General features: G+C 60.2%; 10 protein-coding genes, 5 tRNA genes, 1 pseudogene and 1 riboswitch. Of the genes and pseudogenes, 2 read left to right on the plus strand and 14 right to left on the minus strand.

Going from position 1 to position 16,358, the window contains the following annotated elements; all coding sequences use genetic code 11:
• Positions 1 to 5: 5 nt before the first annotated feature.
• Both BN1133_RS12475 and BN1133_RS12480 read right to left on the minus strand, forming a co-directional pair.
• A complete protein-coding gene (locus BN1133_RS12475) occupies positions 6 to 2,441 on the minus strand; it encodes an ABC transporter permease (protein WP_050666850.1) in 2,436 nt (811 codons plus the stop codon).
• Positions 2,438 to 3,124: an ABC transporter ATP-binding protein gene (locus BN1133_RS12480; RefSeq protein ID WP_050666851.1), complete on the minus strand. Its 687-nt coding sequence runs from the start codon at positions 3,122 to 3,124 to the stop codon at positions 2,438 to 2,440. Before BN1133_RS12480 ends, BN1133_RS12475 begins: the two co-directional genes overlap by 4 nt.
• Here BN1133_RS12480 and BN1133_RS12485 point away from each other — a divergent pair.
• Complete coding sequence (locus tag BN1133_RS12485) at positions 3,123 to 3,725, plus strand: arylesterase (RefSeq protein ID WP_050666852.1); 603 nt, start codon at positions 3,123 to 3,125, stop codon at positions 3,723 to 3,725. The two genes, BN1133_RS12480 and BN1133_RS12485, sit on opposite strands and share 2 nt — an antisense overlap.
• Before the next feature lie 29 nt (positions 3,726 to 3,754).
• On the opposite strand, the gene BN1133_RS12490 is transcribed toward BN1133_RS12485, so the two are convergent.
• Positions 3,755 to 4,693: a chemotaxis protein CheV gene (locus BN1133_RS12490; RefSeq protein ID WP_050666853.1), complete on the minus strand. Its 939-nt coding sequence runs from the start codon at positions 4,691 to 4,693 to the stop codon at positions 3,755 to 3,757.
• 144 nt (positions 4,694 to 4,837) lie between these two features.
• A complete protein-coding gene (locus tag BN1133_RS12495; RefSeq protein WP_050666854.1) occupies positions 4,838 to 7,891 on the minus strand; it encodes a glycosyl hydrolase family 18 protein in 3,054 nt (1,017 codons plus the stop codon).
• A gap of 110 nt (positions 7,892 to 8,001) precedes the next feature.
• A riboswitch (cyclic di-GMP riboswitch) is annotated at positions 8,002 to 8,088 on the minus strand.
• 281 nt (positions 8,089 to 8,369) lie between these two features.
• Here BN1133_RS12495 and BN1133_RS12500 point away from each other — a divergent pair.
• Entirely contained in the window at positions 8,370 to 10,523 is a 2,154-nt protein-coding gene (locus BN1133_RS12500; protein WP_050666855.1) for an ExeM/NucH family extracellular endonuclease, read from the plus strand.
• A gap of 94 nt (positions 10,524 to 10,617) precedes the next feature.
• Here the strand turns inward: BN1133_RS12500 and BN1133_RS12505 are convergent.
• The 10 genes and pseudogenes from BN1133_RS12505 to tkt form a co-directional block, all read right to left on the minus strand.
• Positions 10,618 to 10,693: transfer RNA gene (locus BN1133_RS12505), tRNA-Ala, on the minus strand.
• 67 nt (positions 10,694 to 10,760) lie between these two features.
• A tRNA-Ala gene (locus tag BN1133_RS12510) sits at positions 10,761 to 10,836 on the minus strand.
• 67 nt (positions 10,837 to 10,903) lie between these two features.
• Positions 10,904 to 10,979 (minus strand) — tRNA-Ala (locus tag BN1133_RS12515).
• Between the two features lie 35 nt (positions 10,980 to 11,014).
• Positions 11,015 to 11,090, minus strand: a tRNA-Ala gene (locus BN1133_RS12520).
• A 28-nt stretch (positions 11,091 to 11,118) separates the two neighbouring features.
• Positions 11,119 to 11,194, minus strand: a tRNA-Ala gene (locus tag BN1133_RS12525).
• A 383-nt stretch (positions 11,195 to 11,577) separates the two neighbouring features.
• A complete protein-coding gene (locus BN1133_RS12530; protein WP_050666856.1) occupies positions 11,578 to 12,525 on the minus strand; it encodes a transposase in 948 nt (315 codons plus the stop codon).
• Positions 12,526 to 12,603: 78 nt separating this feature from the next.
• Positions 12,604 to 13,128 (minus strand): annotated as a pseudogene (locus BN1133_RS12535) (transposase); the annotation flags it as partial.
• 52 nt (positions 13,129 to 13,180) lie between these two features.
• Entirely contained in the window at positions 13,181 to 13,363 is a 183-nt protein-coding gene (locus BN1133_RS12540) for a hypothetical protein (RefSeq protein WP_050666857.1), read from the minus strand.
• A gap of 212 nt (positions 13,364 to 13,575) precedes the next feature.
• Positions 13,576 to 14,139, minus strand: coding sequence for a dihydrofolate reductase family protein (locus BN1133_RS12545; RefSeq protein WP_050666858.1), 564 nt, complete (start codon positions 14,137 to 14,139; stop codon positions 13,576 to 13,578).
• A 200-nt stretch (positions 14,140 to 14,339) separates the two neighbouring features.
• Positions 14,340 to 16,331 (minus strand): transketolase, encoded by a 1,992-nt coding sequence (gene tkt, locus BN1133_RS12550; protein WP_050666859.1) that lies wholly within the window; start codon positions 16,329 to 16,331, stop codon positions 14,340 to 14,342.
• Positions 16,332 to 16,358: the final 27 nt, after the last annotated feature.

Here is a 16,358-nt window from a genome sequence, read left to right on the forward strand (position 1 = left end):
GCCCCCTAGAGGGCGTGCCCCATGGCGCGTAGCCGCCCCCCCAGGGCTCCTCTCAACAGATGGCGGCGCCACCCCTGTCCAATCAGCGTCACCAGCAAGGCCCCCAGCAAGGGTAGTCCGACCCAGAGCTGAGGGTGCCAGTTGAGCGACCCCGAGAACCACCACAGCTGCAGGAAGAGGACGCCCCCCTCGGCCACCAGGGCGGCACAAAGCCCCGCCACGGCACCGGTTATCATCAGCTCCCAGCTCAACATGCGCGATAAGAGAGTGCCAGGAGCCCCCAGGGTACGCATCACGATGAGCTCGCCGCGCCGCGCCGCCAGGGATGCCTGGGTCTGGGCCAGCAGCACCAGCAAGGCGGCCGCCGTGACTAACCCCAGCATCAGTCCCAGCGCCCGGCTCACCTGGGCCGAAATAGCGACAAGCCGGTTGATGAGATCCTCGACATCGATGAGGCTGACGGTGGGAAAGGAGCGAACCAGATCCAGTTCGACCGTTTGCGTCCCGTCGGGCAACCGGTAGCTCCCCATCCAGGTGAGGCTGAAGGGCTCCAGCAGATCCGGCGAGAAGATCATGAAGAAGTTGGGGCGCAGGGAATCCCAGTGGATCGCTCGCAGGCTGGTGACGGTGGCCGTGAAGGGGCGTCCCTCTATGGTGAAGCCCAACTCGTCCCCAAGCCGGATGCCGAGCCTGGTCGCCACCTCCTCGTCGACCGACACCTGACCCGGGCCATTCAACCATTCCCCGGCCGTGATGCGGTTGCCAAACGGCAGGCGGTCGGTGGTGGTGAAGTTGAGCTCGCGCCCTATCCCCTCACGTCCCGGTTGACCCTCTTCGGCCACAGCCTCACCGGCGATGCGAGTCAGCCGGCCTCGCACCATGGGGTAGAAATCAGAGGTCTCGGCACCGGCCTCCTTGAGTTTGGTCAGCACAGGGATGCGCTCCTCCGGCATCAGGTTGACCAGGAACCGATTGGGGGCATCGGCCGGCAGGTGCCGGGCGATATCCCCCATCAGATCGCTGCGCACCGCCCAGAGTAGCCCCAGCAGCAGCAAGGCGAGGGAAAACCCGGCCAACTGAAACAGACCCCGCCCCCGCTCTCTGGCCATGCGGGCCAGCGCCAGGCGCAAGGGGCGCGGCCCACGCACCTTCCGCCCAAGCCGCAACAGGAGCCCCCCTAACAGGGCCAGCAGCCCCATCAACAGCCCCATGCAGGCGATGAGCCCCAGCGCCAGCAGCCCATCCCCCATCAAGCCCCACACCAATATAAACAGCCCGAGCAGCGCCACCGGAATGGCCCAGTGGCTGCCGATGTCAGCCTCGACCTCTCTGCGCAGCACCCGTAGCGGAGGAATACGCAACAGCCTCAAAAAGGGGATGAGCGAGAGCATCAGCGTAATGAAGAGCGCCACCGCCATCGCCAGGACGAAGGGGCGCCACGAGGGCGGCGGCAGCTCGGCCGGCAACACCCCCTGCAGCGAGGCCAGGGCGACCCCCTGAACTACCAGCCCGAGCAGTAGCCCGATCCCTCCACCCACCAGGGTCAGGCCGAGCAGCAGGCTGCCAAGCAGGCGCCACAGGGTGGCACGGGAGGCCCCCAGAGTCTTGAGCAGCGCCACCATACCGGTTTGGCGCTCGGCGAAGTGGCGCACGGCGATGGCCATGGCCAGGGCCCCAAGCAGTACACCGGTCAGGGCCGCCAACCGAAAGAAGCGCTCTGCGTTGGCCAGGGTCCTGCCGCTGCGGCTGTCGCCACTCTCCGGGGTTAGCCAGCGCATACCGGCCGCCGTGGGGCGTGTGCGGTCCAGCCCGTCGAGTCGGGTCGCGTCGACCTTTAGCAGGTAGCGCCACTCCTGGCGACTGCCCGGCAGCAGGGCGCCGATACGCGCCAGATCGTCGCTGTGCACCAACGCCCGGGGAGCAAGCTGGAAGGGGCTGAAGCCCTGATCCGGCTCCTCCAACAGTGTCGCGCTCACGGTGAGGGCCGTATTCCCCACCTCAATGCGCTCCCCCGGTCGTGTCCCCAGCAGTTGCATCAGTCGGGGCGACAACCAGATGGCTCCCGGCTTCAGGGGAACGACAGGGTCACGCTTGAGCGAGCCATAAAAAGGAAACTCCGACGGGACGGCGCGCAGAGAGGCCAACTGGAATGCCTCCCCATGAAACAGCATGGTGTTGAAGCTCACCGTGGTCTGCACCCGGGCCCCCGCCTGCCGCCAGCCGTCGAGTCGTGATGCGGGGAGCGCAGCAGGGCTGACCAGCACCCTGTCCCCACCGATAAATTCACGACCCGAGGCCTTGAGGCCGGCATTGAGCCGATCGGCCATGAGCGCCACGCTCACGACACAGGTCACGCACAGGGCGAGCGCCAACACAAACCAGCGCAACTCACCCTGCCACCCCTCCCGCCACAACAGGCGCAGTGCAAGACGAGGAGTCATGAGGCCTCCCCGGCGATGAACCGCCCGGCGGAAATCTCCAGACGGCGCCCACAACGCTGCGCCAACGCAGGATCATGGGTCACCACCAGCAGGGTGGTGCCGTGCTGTCGATTGAGCTCGAACAGCAGCTCGATGATCCGCTCTCCCGTCTTGCTGTCGAGATTCCCGGTCGGCTCGTCGGCCAGCAGTAACTCGGGCTGGCCGATAAAGGCGCGGGCGAGGGCAACCCTCTGCTGCTCTCCCCCCGAGAGGCGGGGTGGCAGATGGTGCAACCTTGACCCCAATCCTACCTGCTCGAGCAGAGCGCGGGCCCGGGGCTCGACATCCCGCTCACCCCTTAGCTCGGCCGGCAGCATCACGTTTTCGAGAGCGGTCAGGGTCGGCAGCAGCAGGAAGGACTGAAAGACAAACCCCAGCTGCTCGGCACGCAGGCGGGCTCTCCCCTCCTCGTCGAGCGCCCCGAGGGATTGGCCTCTGATGAGGATCTCCCCCGCACTCGGCAGATCGAGCCCGGCCAGCAGCCCAAGCAGGGTCGACTTGCCCGAACCGGAGGCGCCGAGCAGGGCCACCGTCTCCCCCGCCTTGACTTGCAAGGAGATCCCCTCAAGGATGGTGAGGCGCTCCTGCCCGAGGGAGACCGTTTTTTCAACGTTGCGAGCTTCGATGATGGGAGTGAATGTCATGGGGCGTATCCTGATTGCCTTGTTCTGTTGTTGGGGATCCATCGTTCAGGCCCAGAGCCTGCTTATCCTGGGAGATAGTCTGAGTGCCGGCTATCAGATGCCTGTCGAGAAGAGCTGGCCAGCCCTGCTGCAGGTACGCTGGCAGAGTGAGGGCCAATCCTACCGGGTGATCAACGCCAGCATCAGTGGCGAGACAACCCAGGGCGCCATGGCGCGGCTGCCAAGCCTGCTCGAAGAGCATAAACCGGACTGGGTGTTGATCGAGCTGGGGGGCAACGACGGCCTAAGGGGATTTCCGCCCCCCGTCACCGAGCGCAATCTGAAGGGGCTCATCGATGGCAGCCAACAGGCCGGCGCCAGGGTCATACTGACCCAGATCCGCCTTCCTCCCAACTATGGCGCCCGTTATATCCAGCAGTTCGAGCGGCTCTATCCCACCCTTGCCCAAGAGTACAAGCTGCCCCTGCTCCCCTTCTTCCTCGATGAAATAGCATTGCGCCCTGAACTCATGATGAACGACGGCATCCACCCCAAGACCGAAGCGCAGCCCAGGATCCGCGATCAGGTCGCCGATTTTCTCGCACCACTGCTGGTGCAATAAGACGAAGGGGGCCTGATGGCCCCCTGATGTCACATCAGCTGACGCAATCGTTCCTGGGCGACCTGAACCAGAAGATCAGGCTGGAACTTGGAGATGAAGCGATCGCAGCCCACCTTCTTGACCATGGCCTCGTTGAAGCTGCCGCTCAAGGAGGTATTGAGGGTGATGAAGAGATCGGACATGCGGGGATCGGCCCGCACCTCGGCGGTGAGGCGGTAGCCATCCATCTCGGGCATCTCGGCATCGGTGATCATCAACAGGATCTCGTCGGTCACCTTCTTGCCACCGTCACACCACCCCTTGAGCAGATCGAGCGCCTGTCGTCCATCCTGACACTCGATCACCTGCAGCCCCAGTTGACTGAGGGTATCGCGCACCTGAGCCCGTGCCGTGCTCGAGTCGTCGACGATAAGCACCTTGCGACCGTTCATCTCGGGCAGGATCTCCCGATCCAGCACCTCTTCGGAGATGGTGACGTCATAGGTAAGGATCTCGGCCAGCACCTTCTCCACATCGATGATCTCGACGATCTGCTCCTTGTCCCCCTCGTGGACCCGCGTGATGGCGGTGAGGTAGTTGGAGCGGCCTGCGGTACGTGGTGGCGGCAGTATGTCTTTCCAGGTCATGTTGACGATATGGGCCACCTGACCGACCAGAAAACCCTGCACGGTGCGGTTGTATTCTGTGATGATGAGGTTGGACTCCTTGTCGCTCTGCATGGGGCGCAGACCGATGGCACCACGCAGATTGATGACTGGAATCGAGGTGCCACGGATATTGGCGACCCCGCAGATATTGTGGTGAGAGCCCGGCATCTTGTTGAGAGGGGGAAGCTTGACCACTTCACGCACCTTGAAGACATTGATGGCAAACATCTGGTGAGAGCCCAGCCGAAACATGAGCAGCTCCAGTCGGTTTTCCCCAACCAATTGAGTTCGCTGATCCACTGAATCCAATATGCTTGCCATACAATCACTTCCATCCGAGCTCATGACAGTCTCTAGTATAGAGTCCCAGACGCACGAAAGTCAGACGCTTTTTCCATCACCCCCCTTATCCATGGTGAAAAAAAGGCGGGGAGTCACTCCCCGCCTATCTATTTGATTTAACAATTAATAAGTGCAGACCTGCTTCCAACTGCCGTCACCGGCCTTGGGCTCGGTGCTGGTATACCAGTTGGCCTGCCAGACCGCCTTGTTGTGGTTCAGTCGATCACCTGTGTTGGCGTGGCTGGGTTTGCCATCCCAGCTCAACTGGGGCCAGTTGGGGTAGACATTGTAGCTGGCCGGATCGATGCTCTGGCTGCTACAGCTGGTACCACCCGGGGTTTCACCACCACCACTGCTCCCCATGACCGCCTCAGGCAAGCCCGGGAAGTCACTCTTGAGACCGATGGTCTGGCTGCCGTTCACGATGCGCATCCCGCTGGGAACACCGGCGGCAGGCAGGTAGTAAGTCATCGCAACCTCTACCGTGCTCCCCGGGGTCCACGCCTTCCAACTCGGCAGTGTCATGGCCACCTTGTGGAAGTCCTTCTCATTGGCGATGCCGTCCGAGTTCTGGTTGCCACCGCTCTCGACCACTTTCAGCCCCATACCGCTCTGGTCGGTGATGGTATCCGAGGTGGAAGTGGGCACCAGGAACTCGATGCGGGCGCCGCCCGGTATAGTCTGGGTCGAGTGGTTGGTGAGCGTCAGGGTCGGGTTGATGGGGTAGTTGGAATCCCCCTCCTTGAAGCCCGCCAGGCTGACACCGATGTCGAGCTGGGCACTCGGTGCCGGCAGATCGTTCTGACGAGTGTTGTAGGGCGCCGCCTGGGCAAACTTCTCATAGGCGAGGGTGGTCAGGGTATCCCCAATCACGTACTCCTTCTTGACCGGGTCGAAGGCATAGTCACCGGCCATCTCCCAGAACATGACCCCACCCAGGCCCTGCTTGACGATGTAGTCGAGCTTGTGACCCATGGACTGCTCATCTTCGGTGGAGAGGAATACCTTCTTCTGCTCGTTCCACAGCCAGGGCACCTTGGCCTTGTCGTCGAAGTAGCGAACATACTGGCCCTGGATCAGATCCTGGGGATCGTTCGGGTCAAGCCCCCATGCCTGCCCATAACTGGGCATACCGGTAATGCCGAGACTGGCCGCGTTCTCCAGGTTCTTGGCGTGCCACATGGGCACGGCACCCGCCCCTATCTCCTGACCGTTCTTGTCGAGATCGTGCCAAATGTTGTCGATACCCACGGCACCGTTACCACAGGGGATGTTGCCGCCACCGGTACCGGGTTGGCACTGGTTCTGGCTCGGCAGGGCCGCCTTGCCACCCAGGCCATGGGTACCACCTGTCACGCCCTGCCAACCACGGGTGTAGTAAGGCACGCCGACGTTGATCTTGCCGGCAGCCAAAGCGCCGCGGAAATAGTGGGCTGCCCAGGCAGCGTTGAGATAACCGATGCCCCCAAACTCTTTCTGGGTGTAGACCCCCCAGTGAGCCAATTCGGAGTCCTGCTTGTTATCAAACAGGGCGGCATTGTGGTCGACGAAGTGGTTCCAGGCACCGTGGAAGTCATAGGTCATCAGGTTGACGTAATCCAGATACTGAGTGACCTGGAAGTTCTCCATCCCTCGCAGCAGATAGGCCGACGCCGGTGAGGCGATGGTGAGCATATACTTGCGCCCGTCCTCGGTGCCTGCCGCGTCCAGCTTCTCGCGCAGGGTCTGCATCAGCACCTTGTAATTACCGAACAACTTGGCGCGGCACTGGTTGGAGAGGGGGAAGTCATTCGGGTTGCCAGCATCCTTCATGGAAGTGGGGTACTCATAGTCGATGTCGACCCCGTCAAACCCATACTGGCGAATGAAGTTCACCGCCGAGTCGGAGAAAGCAGTGATCCCCGCCGTGTTGACGGTGCAGTCCCCCTTGGTGGTAGCCGTGTAGAAACCACGAGTATCGGCCCAGCCGCCGACCGAGATGAGGGTCTTCACGTCCGGATACTGTTTCTTGTATTTGGAGAGCAGGTTGAAGTGGCCTTGATAGGCGAATTCGGGATCCATCTCGGCGCCCGGTACTCCCTCCCAGGTCATCTTGGTGGCCGAGTCATCGACCTTGATAAGGTGGCTCTGCTCATCGACCGATGCGAATGCGTAGTTGATATGGGTGATCTTGCTCCAGGGAATGTCGCTCACCAGATATGAAGGAAGGCCGTTCTTGCCGGTGCGCCAGGAGGTGAAGTAGCCGATCACCCGACGAGCGTGATCGTCCCCCATGCATTCGTAACCATCCGGGCGATAGACCTGACGAATGTCGCAAGATAGGTTGCCACCGCTCGGGGGGGGCGCCGCCTCCTCAACACTGACGGCCACCGCTGCAGACTCGCCGGTCAGACTGGTCTGGTCGGTCGCGACCAGCTTGAGAGATGCACTCCCCTTGGCATCCGGAGTCCAGTTCACCTGCCAGGGGGCGGCATTGTCCTCGCCCACCTTCTTGCCGTCCACAAACAGCTCGACCCTGGCCACATCGTTATTGGCATCGGTCACGTTGCCGGTCACCGCGACGCTGCGCCCCAGAGTCACCCTGGCACCGGCGGCAGGGCTGGCAATGGCCACCCTGGGTGCTTCGGGAGCGACCACAGCGGCCACATTGAAGCTGCTGTCGCTCTCGGCCAGCACCTTGCCATCCTTGTCCAGGGCTCGCGCCTTGAGAGCATGACTACCACTCCCTACCGCCTTCCAGACCGCCCCCCACGGGGTGGTCGCGGCGCTGGCCACCAGGGTGCCATCGATCAGATAGTCAACCTTGGCCACGTCTGTGCTGGTTCCGCTCAGGGTGACGGCAAGAGCAACATCGGTGCCCTCGTTAACGGAACTTCCCGCTGCCGGTGAGCTGACGCTCAGCTCGAGGGCGGGAGGCAGACCCCCATCGCTAAAGAGCACCCAGGCATCGCTCCAGTTGACGCCGACACCCGGTTCATAGTGATAGGGCGAGGCACCACACCAACCCGAGTAGGGAAACTCCTTGCACTGGTAGAGGGCACCGACATTGCTGACGACATCACCGGCGCCATAGCTCTTGCCGGCCTCATAGGGGGGATAGGCTGCCTGCGCCCAGGCGGGCAGAAATGCCACGGCGACCAACGCCGCCAGGCGGGTAGGGACAAAGTGGTTTTGCATTTTTTCTTCCTTGTTGCTTGGCATGGTTATCCAAGGCAAGGACAGACGCGGCAGGTCCACGCAGAGGCAGACAACTGGCATTGGACAGTGCCACTGCACCCGATGAGATCCTGGGAGGCCCCGCTACCCTGGGTCAGATGACCGGTAGGCCGGAAGCTTTGCGTCCCGATCTTTCGATCGGTTTGCCCTTAACCTGGGTTCCGTCAGGAACGAGTCGAGTATAGAAATTGCCCACCTCGCCGACAATCTTTATTCGCGACAAGAAACAACTTGTCACTGCCGAGTTCATTCGAACCCCAATGCGTTTCACATTAAAAATCAGAGTGTTGGCTTCATCATAAAACAGATATACGGCCATAAACCCGATCGCAAAAGTGTGCAGCCCATCACTGGTCAGAGCTGGTAGTCATGTGACAATTCGCGCCCCCGCTCCGGCGGGGCTACGGAACTGCATAGAAAAAAATTAAAGGAAATCATCATGCAAGCAACTCGAACCCTGCTCTCACTGGCGGTGGGGCTGGCCCTGGCCGCCCCTGGCGTTCAGGCCGCCTATGTCTGCCCAAGCGATGCACAGCTGACCACCATCCCCACTCTGCAAGGGAGCGATAACAGCAGCCCCCAGGCGACCACGCCCACTGCCAACGGCGCCATCAGTCCCGGCACCTTCCACGTCAAGGGCATCGTCACCACGCTGGGCCAGAGCCTGACCAAGGGCTTCTACCTGACCGATCCTGTGGGTGATGGCAACCCGGCCACCTCGGATGGCATCTTTGTCTACCTCAAGGATGCTCGTCCTGATATCAAGATGGGCACAGAGCTTTGCCTGGAAGCGCAGGTCGAGGAGTACTTGGGCGGCACCCAGCTCAAGCTGAAATGGGATGGTACTGCGCCCCGGATCCAGGTTCTCGGGCAGGGCAAGAACGTTCCGGTAAGCGTGCTCAAAGTCAATGACAATGAAAGCCTAAAACAAGCCCTCAATCGCCATGAGGGAATGCGGGTTCGCCTCGATAGCACCAGCGATCTGCGCCTGACTCGCAACCTGAGCTTCGACTATAAGGCCGGTCGTACCAACTTGGAGCTCTCCCACAAGGCACCACTCATCAAGCCCACCCAGTTGCACGTGGCCAGCGGCGCCGATGCCGTGACCCTGGCTGCCAAGAATGGTGCCAACCGTCTGGCAGTCGAATCCGATTACAAGGGACAGGATGGGACTCTTCCCTGGTTCCCGGCTCTGGATGCGGATCAGGGCTATCTGCGTATCGGCGATCAGCTCGATGGTCTGGAAGGGGTCGTTGTCTACAACAAGAACGCCTTCCGCCTGGTCGTACCGAACGATGTCACCCTGACCGCAGGTAACCTGCTGCGTAGCCAAGAAGAGGACCGCCAGAGCGCACCGGCCCGCACTCCCGGCAGCGACCTGCGAGTCGGCAGCTTTAACGTGCTCAACTATTTCACCAGCCACTCCAGCATTGGCGGCGATCTCAACGTCCTGTGCAAGGATCAAGCGGATGCAGATAACACAGATCCAAAGGAAAAAAGTTGCAACCGCGGCGCCAAGACCCAGGCCAAGTTCGAGAAGCAGCGCACCAAGATAGCCAATGCCATCACAGAGATGGATGCCGATCTGCTCGGCCTGATGGAGATGGAAAACAACGGCTTTGGTGACAACTCAGCCATCCATAATCTGGTGACCCGTCTCAACGAACAGCAGAAGGATGCCAGCAAGCACTATGCCTATGTTCGCCTGCCTGCCGCCCTGCTGACCGGTGATAAATTCTTCGGTGGCGATGCCATCATGGTGGCCATGCTCTATCGTCCGGCCAAGCTGACCCCGGCGGGGGATGCCGCCGTCATCAAGATGCCGGAGCAGCGTTACACCGTCGGTGGCGTCGCCAAGAGCGCCGGCCAGCGCGACTCCCTGGTACAGAGCTTCACGGTTGCGGGCAGCCAGGATCCCCTGACTCTGGTGGTCAACCACCTCAAGTCCAAGGGCTCGGGTTGCTATGAGAATGGTGATGGCAAGACAGAGCCTGCCGATCTGCAGGGCAAGTGCACCGAGTTCCGCGTCACCGCCGCCAAGGTACTGGGTGAAGCGGTCAGCAAGCTGCCTGGCCAGGTACTGCTGGTGGGGGACTTCAACTCCTACGCCAAAGAGGATCCGATCCGCGTCCTGACCGACTACCAGTCGGCCAGCAGCGAGCGCAAGATAGTCTCGGCCTCTCACACCTTTATTGGCGAGCAACCCTACGAGCAGTTGGGACGCGAGATCACCAAGAGCTATGGTCTCGTCGATCTCAACGTCAAGTTCAACAAGGAGAAGGCCATCTCCTACAGCTATGATGGCGAGCTGGGTACCCTGGACTATGCGCTGGGCAATCCGGCACTGGTGAGCAAGGTAGCCGGCGTGGCCGACTGGCATATCAACTCGTTCGAAAGCAACCAATTCGAGTACGCAGCCAAGTTCACCGACGCACTGGCCAAGTCCGACAACCCCTTCAGCGCTTCTGACCACGACCCCATCATCGTCGACCTGAAGCTGGAAGAGGCCAAACCGTCCCAGAGCAGTGGTGGTGGCAGCATCGGCTTTGGCCTGCTGGCCCTGTTGCCGCTGGCCTTCTGGCGCCGCCGCTAAGGCACCAACACACAAGACCCGCCTGATGGCGGGTCTTTTTTGGGGCTGAACCGAGATAAAGAAAAAGGCCACCGCAATGCGGTGGCCTTCGATATGGTGGAGCTATGCGGGATCGAACCGCAGACCTCCTGCGTGCAAAGCAGGCGCTCTCCCAGCTGAGCTATAACCCCAAACTCTTTACTTTTTAGACAACCGAATCGGGTGTTCGACTGTCTTCGACGCATTGCGTCTGAATAATGGTGGAGCTACGCGGGATCGAACCGCGGACCTCTTGCATGCCATGCAAGCGCTCTCCCAGCTGAGCTATAACCCCAAAACACTTACTTTTCAGACAACCGAATCGGGTGTTCGACTGTCTTCGACGCATTGCGTCTGAATAATGGTGGAGCTACGCGGGATCGAACCGCGGACCTCTTGCATGCCATGCAAGCGCTCTCCCAGCTGAGCTATAACCCCACAAGGTGGCAATACTGCCCTGGGCATCGGAAACCTGGTGGAGCTACGCGGGATCGAACCGCGGACCTCTTGCATGCCATGCAAGCGCTCTCCCAGCTGAGCTATAACCCCAGCGTTCCAGATGTGTTCGAGGAGAATTTGGTGGAGCTACGCGGGATCGAACCGCGGACCTCTTGCATGCCATGCAAGCGCTCTCCCAGCTGAGCTATAACCCCAACTCACCTCGGCATCAACCGCACTAAACGTCCGGCGACGGAGGCGCATATTAGGCATACTGGTCATTTCTGTCAACCATAAAAACCACGCCACAGAACCGTTCACTCACTTTTTGCTCGCTTCGTGCTTTTTACGAGCAACAGACACAAGTATTGCCCCGTTCGAGCCTCAAAACACCTTTGTAACTCCTCTTCTTTTTGGGACATCCATCTTTCTGAGGTCGACGTTTATCCACATCCAGCATCGGCACATTCGCACTCTTTTAGGTATCAAGCGCTAACACTGAGCCTATGAGATGGCTGCTCCCTACAAATTGCGCCGTCGAGCATCCAAGCTAGCGCGCTGATGTCATGGGATACACCAGGAGGGAATTGGAGTGAGATTAGTGGGTTGGCTGGTAACACCGTCGCTGGCCGCAGTGGTGGGCGTAACGCTCTCGCGCGACTCCGTGACCAATGGCCCGGATGCCGCTTCGTTTGAACAGCTTCACCTGCTTGAGCCAGTCGTCAGCGTCGAGTTGCAGGCGCTCCAGTATGGGGGAAAGCGCCGCCGGAATATGGCCCCGCTTGTCATCACGGATGGCACGGCCAGTCCAGTCGACCAGCGCCAGATAGTCGCTGAAGGTGTAGGGCAGTGACTCGGGTTCATCCTGCTTGGCAAACGGCAGCAGCAGGGGTGGCAACTCGGTGGTCTGGGCACGTCCCAGACGCTGGCTGATGCTGGTGTAGTCGCTCTCCTCGGGTCGGTCGGCAAGTTTGGCGCGGATGGGATTGAGCTCCACATAGGCCATGCAGGCGAGCAGCGCCGATTCCGTCAGCAGGGCTTGGCTCTTGAAGCGCCCCTCCCAGAAGTGACCCTTGCAGCTATCTTCCTGATTGGCCTGGCGAGCCAGTCCTTCGTTGAGCAGGCGCACGAACCAGCTGATGGAGTAGAGCCTCCTGCGCCACTCCTCTATCAGCCCTTGCACTACCGCGAGCTCTGGCTCAATCAGGGCATCCCCCTGATACCAGCGCCGCACCAGCAGCGGCCACTGAAACAGCCCGGCCCAGCGCTCGGCCACCTCCCGCTCGCTCCAACCCTGCGCCTGCTCAGCATCCACTTTCAGCACCAGGTGATAGTGGTTGCTCATCACCGCATAGGCGCAGATGCCGATGGCAAAGAGCCGCGACAGCTGACCCAGCCGCTCGACCACCCACTGACGGCGATGCTCGTAACTCTGGCCCGAGTGGGCATCTTCCCCACACAGAAAGGCCCGCCGCACACAGCGGCTGACCACGTGGTAGTAGGGCGTATCCTGCAGGCTGATTTGACGTGAACGGGCGATGGTCATGGCTAGTTCCTCGGCAGTCATGCTTCAAGTCCAGCAGAGCACTACGCCCCTGTCAAAATGGTGGTTGTCCCAGAATCTCGACTCCGTCAGCAGGGCCTGGCTCTTGAAGCGCCCCTCCCAGAAGTGACCCTTGCAGCTATCTTCCTGATTGGCCTGGCGAGCCAGTCCTTCGTTGAGCAGGCGCACAAACCAACTGATGGAGTAGAGTCGCCCACGCCACTCCTCTATTAGCCCCTGCACTACCGAGAGCTCAGGCTCGATCAGGGCATCCCCCTGATACCAGCGGCGTACCAGCAGCGGCCACTGGAACAGCCCGGCCCAGCGCTCGGCCACTTCCCGCTCGCTCCAGCCTTGCGCCTGCTCGGCATCCACTTTCAGCACCAGGTGGTAGTGGTTGCTCATCACCGCGTAGGCGCAGATGCCGATGGCAAAGATCCGCGACAGCTGACCCAGTCGGTCTACCACCCACTGGCGGCGATGCTCATAGCTCTGCCCAGAATGAGCATCTTCCCCACACAGAAAGGCCCGCCGCACGCAGCGACTGACCACATGGTAGTAAGGCGTATCCTGCAGGCTGATTTGACGTGAACGGGCGATGGTCATGGCGAGTTCCTCGGCAATGAGGCTTCAAGTCCAGCAGAGCACTACGCCCCTGTCAAAAATGGTGGGTGTCCCAGAATATGCCTCCCAGAATATGCCCCCACTGACGGCGATGCTCATAGCTCTGCCCCGAGTGGGCATCTTCCCCACACAGAAAGGCCCGCCGCACGCAGCGGCTGACCACGTGGTAGTAAGGCGTATCCTGCAAGCTGATTTGACGTGAGCGGGCGATGGTCATGGCGAGTTCCTTGGCAGTGATGCTTCAAGTCCAGCAGAGCACTACGCCCCTGTCAAAATGGTGGGTGTCCCAGAATCTCGCCAGAATCTCCCAGGTGTCCCAGAATCTAAGAATCTCGCGGCGACTATCTCGAACAAGTAATTTTGTCAGGGGTAAGAGCGGCGAACAAAGAGTGACCACTCATGCTCTTGCCCAGAATCTCTACCAGAGTCTCATATATAAACCACATCATATTTGACCTGAACAAAATCATTCGCAAAAGCAGTCGCTTGAGCATTTTCCAGCTTTATATTTTCCTGAATCAATCCAAATAGCCTTTTACCCTGACCAAGCAGCACCGGAGCTTGTGTAATCGTCATCTCATTAATCAGTTTTGCATTGAGGAATGACGTAATGATCTCTCCACCATCAATGTAGGCATGCTTGAACCCCACAGACTCCAGCTCAGCAACAAGAGCAGAAATATCGCCGGAATAGAGCTCAACACGACCGACAAGAGAATCGGGGACAGTTTTTTCTGTGTTGCTTAGCGCAATGGCCCTGATATTTCCATATGGCCACTGTTCAGGTGTCAAATTGAAACTGGCCAGTTTTTCCATACAGCCACGGCCCATGATCATGCAATCGACAGAGGCAACATAGCTATCGAATCCCATGTCCGCATTCTGTCCCAAATCCACATCTTTCTTGCCCGATGTTTCAAGCCACTCAATACCACCATCAATAGTAGCAATATAACCATATGCACTGGTTGCAATAAATACAGAACACTTCATGACAACCCTCTCATCATCATAAAAGACAACAAAAAAAATACTAACAAACGAGATGTAGAATTGAAAGGTTTAAATATATCCCGCAGAGCTAAAGATATTTGACTGTCAGTTATTTACACCAAATAAAAACGCCCCCCATCTTGCGATGGAGGGCGTTTTATTTTCAGGCTATTAGACCAAGGCGGTCCAATGCTCAGCGATTACAGGGATTCAGCGGTGGCAACCACATTTTCCACGGTAAAACCGAATTCCTTGAACAAGAGCTCGGCCGGAGCGGACTCACCGAAGGTGCGCATGCCGATGATCTTGCCGCCAAAGCCCACGTACTTGTACCAGTAGTCGGCGATGCCGGCTTCGATGGCCACACGCTTGGTAACGGAGGAGGGCAGAACAGACTCCTTGTACTCGGCGCTCTGGGCGTCGAACACGTCGGTGGCCGGCAGGGAGACCACGCGCACGGCACGGCCCTTGGCGGTCAGCTGCTCATAGGCGGCCACGGCCAGCTCGACTTCGGAGCCGGTAGCGATCAGGAGAAGCTCCGGGGTACCGGCGCAATCCTTCAGCACATAACCCCCCTTGGCCACGTTGGCCAGCTGCTCGGCAGTGCGGTCCATCTGGGCCAGGTTCTGACGAGAGAAGATCAGGGAGGTCGGACCGTCGGTACGCTCGATGGCGTGCTTCCAGGCCACGGCGGATTCTACCTGGTCACAGGGACGCCAGGTGCTCATGTTCGGGGTCAGACGCAGGGAGGCGATCTGCTCAACCGGCTGGTGAGTCGGGCCATCTTCACCCAGACCGATGGAGTCGTGGGTGTAGACGAAGATGGCGCGCTGCTTCATCAGGGCAGCCATACGCAGGGCGTTGCGGGCATACTCCATGAACATCAGGAAGGTGGCGCCGTAGGGGATGAAACCACCGTGCAGAGCGATACCGTTCATGATGGCGGACATACCGAACTCGCGCACACCGTAGTGGATGTAGTTGCCGGCGGCATCGTCGTTGGTCAGAGACTTGGAGCCGGACCACATGGTCAGGTTGGACGGAGCCAGATCCGCAGAGCCACCCATGAATTCCGGCAGCAGCTTGCCGAAGGCTTCCAGGGCGTTCTGGGAGGCCTTACGGGTCGCGATCTTGGCCGGGTTGGCCTGCAGGGCTTCGATGATCTTGGTGGACTCAGCCGCCCAGTTGGCGGGCAGCTCACCGGCCATGCGGCGCTTGAACTCGGCAGCCAGCTCGGGGTGAGCGGCGGCATACGCGGCCAGTTTGGCATCCCACTCGGCTTCCAGGGCGGCACCCTTCTCACGGCCATTCCACTCGGCAGCGATGTCGGCCGGGATCACGAACGGCTCGTGGTTCCAACCCAGGAACTCGCGGGCAGCCTTGATCTCGTCGTTGCCCAGCGGTGCACCGTGGCAATCGTGGGAGCCGGACTTGTTCGGGGAGCCGTAACCGATGATGGTGCGGCAGCAGATCAGGGTCGGCTTGCCACTCTCGGCCTTGGCGGCCTCGATGGCGGCGTTGATCGCTTCCGGGCTGTGACCGTCAACACCCGGGATGACGTGCCAGCCGTAGGCTTCGAAACGCTTGGCGGTATCGTCGGTGAACCAGCCTTCCACGTGACCGTCGATAGAGATGCCGTTGTCATCCCAGAAGGCAATCAGCTTGCCCAGACCCAGGGTACCGGCCAGGGAGCAGGCTTCGTGGGAGATGCCTTCCATCAGGCAGCCATCACCCATGAAGGCGTAGGTGTAGTGATCCACGACATCGTGGCCAGGGCGGTTGAACTGGTCAGCCATGGCCTTCTCGGCGATCGCCATGCCCACGGCGTTGGTGATGCCCTGACCCAGCGGGCCAGTGGTGGTCTCGACGCCCGGCGCATAGCCGTACTCCGGGTGACCCGGGGTGCGAGAGTGCAGCTGGCGGAAGTTTTTCAGATCGTCGATGGAGAGGTCGTAACCGGAGAGGTGCAGCAAGGAGTACAGCAGCATGGAGCCGTGGCCGTTGGAGAGGATGAAGCGGTCACGGTCAGCCCAGGTGGGGTTGCTCGGGTTGTGCTTCAGGTGGCTGCGCCACAACACCTCGGCGATGTCCGCCATCCCCATGGGGGCACCCGGGTGACCGGAGTTGGCTTTCTGAACGGCGTCCATACTCAATGCACGGATGGCATTGGCAAGCTCTTTACGAGAAGGCATCGGTATCTCCTGCGATTGCTTCGTGTG

Source organism: Aeromonas schubertii (assembly GCF_000820105.1).
Classification (GTDB): Bacteria; Pseudomonadota; Gammaproteobacteria; order Enterobacterales; family Aeromonadaceae; genus Aeromonas; species Aeromonas schubertii.

Coding starts and splice junctions, on each gene's coding strand:
- BN1133_RS12475 (WP_050666850.1), bottom strand. CDS start 2,441: ATGACTCCTCGTCTTGCACTGCGCCTGTTGTGGCGGGAGGGGTGGCAG.
- BN1133_RS12485 (WP_050666852.1), top strand. CDS start 3,123: ATGGGGCGTATCCTGATTGCCTTGTTCTGTTGTTGGGGATCCATCGTT.
- BN1133_RS12480 (WP_050666851.1), bottom strand. CDS start 3,124: ATGACATTCACTCCCATCATCGAAGCTCGCAACGTTGAAAAAACGGTC.
- BN1133_RS12490 (WP_050666853.1), bottom strand. CDS start 4,693: ATGGCAAGCATATTGGATTCAGTGGATCAGCGAACTCAATTGGTTGGG.
- BN1133_RS12495 (WP_050666854.1), bottom strand. CDS start 7,891: ATGCAAAACCACTTTGTCCCTACCCGCCTGGCGGCGTTGGTCGCCGTG.
- BN1133_RS12500 (WP_050666855.1), top strand. CDS start 8,370: ATGCAAGCAACTCGAACCCTGCTCTCACTGGCGGTGGGGCTGGCCCTG.
- BN1133_RS12530 (WP_050666856.1), bottom strand. CDS start 12,525: ATGACCATCGCCCGTTCACGTCAAATCAGCCTGCAGGATACGCCCTAC.
- BN1133_RS12540 (WP_050666857.1), bottom strand. CDS start 13,363: ATGACCATCGCCCGCTCACGTCAAATCAGCTTGCAGGATACGCCTTAC.
- BN1133_RS12545 (WP_050666858.1), bottom strand. CDS start 14,139: ATGAAGTGTTCTGTATTTATTGCAACCAGTGCATATGGTTATATTGCT.
- tkt (WP_050666859.1), bottom strand. CDS start 16,331: ATGCCTTCTCGTAAAGAGCTTGCCAATGCCATCCGTGCATTGAGTATG.